The following is a 3,193-nucleotide window of genomic DNA, read 5'->3' as shown; positions in this document are numbered from 1 at the left end:
GTGTCCGACTTCCTCGGTGCTTTCCAGGTTTTCGCTTTCGCGCTTTCCCTTTCCGGCGGTTCCGACTCTATCAGAAGTTCTCCACCGGATTTCCCGGCTTCGGATTCCTGAGTGAGGAGTCGGCTGTACCCCACTGGAATTCAATTCCTGTTTTTAGGGGTGAGAGAGAGTTTAAACCATCGCTGCCGAACTTGTCCAGTTCGAGGCAACCGTTCGAATCTACCTCCCCACGGGCTCCGTGTCAACGGTCTTCGCGGGACGACGAGGAGACTAGCAGCTCAACGGGCTTGTACGCACATCAGGCCGCGGTCGGGAGCGTCGCCGTCCGGTCGGCGGCCTCCACGTCTCCCACCTCGCCGGCACGCGCGGCCCTGCCGCCCAGGACGTAGACGTAGAGGAGGAAGGCGACCTCGGCCGCGACGCCGATCGTGATGCGGGCCCAGGTCGGGAGGCCCGACGGGGTCACGAAGCCTTCGATGAGGCCCGAGATGAACAGGACCACCGCCAGGCCGATGGCCATGCCGAGGGCTGTGCGGCCCTGTTCCGCGAGGGCCGTGCGGCGGGTGCGCGGGCCCGGGTCGATGACGGTCCAGCCCAGGCGCAGGCCCGTGCCCGCGGCCACGAAGACCGCCGTCAGTTCGAGCAGGCCGTGCGGGAGGATCAGGCCGAGGAAGACGTCCAGCCGGCCGGCGGAGGCCATCAGGCCGATGCCGATGCCGAGGTTGACCATGTTCAGGAAGAGGATCCAGAGCACCGGTATCCCCAGGAACGCGCCCAGGACCAGGCAGATCGCCGCCGCCTGGGCATTGTTCGTCCAGACCTTGGCGGCGAAGGAGCCCGCGGGGTGGCTGGAGTAGTACGTCTCGTACTCGCCGCCCGGCTGCGTGAGCGCCTTCAGGTCGTCGGGGGCCGCGATGGCACCCTGGACCTCCGGGTGCGTGGCTATCCACCAGCCGATGAGCACACCGAGCGCCGTGGAGAGCAGGGCGGTCGGTATCCACCAGCGCCGGCTGCGGTAGACCGCGGCCGGGAAGCCCACCGTGAAGAAGAGGGCGGCGTCGCGCCAGCCGGCCCGGCGGGTGCCCGTCACCGTGGCGCGGGCGCGGGCGACCAGCTGGGTCAGCCGGCCGGTGAGCATCGGGTCCGGGGCGCTGGACTGGATCTGCGAAAGATGGGTCGAGGTGCGCTGGTAGAGCGCGACGAGTTCGTCGGCCTCCTCGCCGGTGAGCTTGCTGCCGCGGCCCAGGAGCTGCTCCAGGCGGTCCCACTCCGCACGGTGTGCGGTCACGAAGACGTCGAGATCCATCCGGTTGCCGCTCCCCTGTCCCAGGTCCCCTGGCCTCTGCCTATTCCTAGTGTGGTCAGCTTGGCAGACTGGATGCCGTTGGGGCGGGGCAGGTCACATGAGAGGTGCTGTGGTGAGCGATCTGGTGACGGGGGACGCTGTCGTCCTGGGGTTGAGGCCGGCGCGGCTGCCGAGCCGCGGGCTGGCGATCATCCTGGACCTGGCGGTGTACGTCACCGGATACGTACTCGTCTCCGTCGGGCTGACGATGGCGACCGCCTCGCTGGACGAGGCCGCCCGGGCGGCCGTGTCGGTGGCGGGCTTCCTGTTGCTCCTGGTGGGAGTGCCGATCGCGGTGGAGACGCTGTCCCACGGGCGTTCGCTCGGCAAGCTCGCCTGCGGGCTGCGGGTCGTACGGGACGACGGCGGGCCGATCAGGTTCCGGCACGCCCTGGTGCGCGGGGCCATGGGGATCGTTGAGCTGATCCTGACCTTCGGGTCGGTGGCGTGCATCGCCTCGCTGGCGTCGGCGCGGGGGCGGCGGCTCGGGGACGTGTTCGCCGGGACGCTCGTGGTCCGCGAGCGGGTGCCGGGTGCGCGGGTGATGCCGGTGCCCGCGCCGCCGCCGTGGCTGGCCGGACGGTTCACCGGGCTGGATCTGTCGGCGGTGCCGGACGGGCTGTGGCTGGCGATCCGCCAGTACCTGACGCGGATGGACCAGCTGGATCCGCAGGTGGGCGCAGCCATGGCGGGCCGGCTCGCGGACGACCTGGTGGCGCGTACCGGGGCTCCGCCGCCGGCGGGGGTGCCGGCCGCCGCGTTCCTGATGGCCGTGGTGCACGAGCGGCAGTCGCGGGATGCAGCCCGGGCGCTCCGGCCGGCCGCGGCTGCCGGCTCCGGGTACGCGCCCGTGCCGGTCGCGGGGCCGGCAGCGGGGCCCGTGCCTGTCGTGGCACCTGTTGCCCCGGTGGCTCCGGCGCCCGTGATGCCCGTGACACCCACGGCGCACGCGGCGCCCGTGGAGCCTCCGCGCGCCGGCGGGTTCGCGCCCCCCGCCTGAGCTCACTGCTCCTCGAAGGCCGAGGGCGGCGTCTCCAGGTGTTCGAGTTCGATGCCGGGCGCCGAGAGGACCACGTCCCCGGCGATGTGGACGGTGTGGACCTCGCCCGTGTCCAGCGCGCTGACCCGGTACTCGTCCACCAGGAGCGGGCCGCTGTCCGTGGGGTGTTCCTCGCGGGCGAGCAGGGCCCAGGCCTGGTCGACCGTACGGGGTGCCAGGACCGGATCGGTCAGGGCGAGGAGCCGGACGCGGGTGGCCGGGGCGCCGGGGGTCAGGCGCAGCAGCCGGGAGGTGGCGATGAGGAAGGCCGGGGAGGTGCCGGTGAAGCCGGGGGCGGCGATGTTGCCCTCGGTGGCCTCGGTGCCGGTCGGGTCGGTACGGACCCAGGTGACGCCGTCGATGGCGGCGCCGCGCACCTGCCAGCTCGCGGCGTTGACCTCCATGCGGATGGGGCGGCCCAGCTCGTCGATGGCCAGGTCCACGGAACCGCGGTGGTCCCCGCCCGGGCCGGTGAGCTGGGAGACGTAGCGCCAGCCGGAGGGGCCGGGGGCGCAGTGGAAGTGCTCCTCGCCGAGGGGGGTGTGGTCGTGCGGGTCGTGGAGCGAGTAGCGGCCGCGGGGCATGGTGCGCACTCTTCTTGGATCGGGGGAGGTTGGGGAGATGTGGGGCAGGCCCCCGGCACGGGTGCCGGGGGCCTGCTTCACGTTCTGCCGCCGCTGATCAGAGGCTGATCAGGGATTGATCAGGGGTTGATCAGTAGCGGTAGTGGTCCGGCTTGTACGGGCCCTCGACCTGGACGCCGATGTAGGCGGCCTGCTCCGGGCGCAGGGTGGTGAGCCTGACGCCGA

Annotated in this window: 4 protein-coding genes; 1 reads left to right on the top strand and 3 read right to left on the bottom strand. The window is 71.8% G+C overall.

The genetic code is table 11. From position 1 onward, the window contains the following. Positions 1–298 precede the first annotated feature (298 nt). Positions 299–1,306, bottom strand: a complete 1,008-nt coding sequence (locus tag ACWGE1_RS40685; RefSeq protein ID WP_453425507.1) for a stage II sporulation protein M — start codon at positions 1,304–1,306, stop codon at positions 299–301. 112 nt (positions 1,307–1,418) lie between these two features. Here ACWGE1_RS40685 and ACWGE1_RS40680 point away from each other — a divergent pair, with 112 nt between their 5' ends. Further along, entirely contained in the window at positions 1,419–2,345 is a 927-nt protein-coding gene (locus ACWGE1_RS40680) for an RDD family protein (protein ID WP_453425506.1), read from the top strand. Positions 2,346–2,347: 2 nt separating this feature from the next. Here the strand turns inward: ACWGE1_RS40680 and ACWGE1_RS40675 are convergent, their stop codons facing one another. Beyond that, complete coding sequence (locus ACWGE1_RS40675; RefSeq protein ID WP_453425508.1) at positions 2,348–2,968, bottom strand: hypothetical protein; 621 nt, start codon at positions 2,966–2,968, stop codon at positions 2,348–2,350. A 130-nt stretch (positions 2,969–3,098) separates the two neighbouring features. Then, the coding region (locus tag ACWGE1_RS40670; protein ID WP_383577983.1) for an adenosylhomocysteinase at positions 3,099–3,193 on the bottom strand (95 nt) is incomplete at its 5' end.

Source organism: Streptomyces sp. NPDC054932 (assembly GCF_053610205.1).
This window is presented reverse-complemented; position numbering and strand designations above follow the sequence as displayed.

Excerpts from the sequence above, each read along its gene's own strand:
- ACWGE1_RS40685 (WP_453425507.1), bottom strand. The coding sequence starts at position 1,306 with ATGGATCTCGACGTCTTCGTGACCGCACACCGTGCGGAGTGGGACCGC.
- ACWGE1_RS40675 (WP_453425508.1), bottom strand. The coding sequence starts at position 2,968 with ATGCCCCGCGGCCGCTACTCGCTCCACGACCCGCACGACCACACCCCC.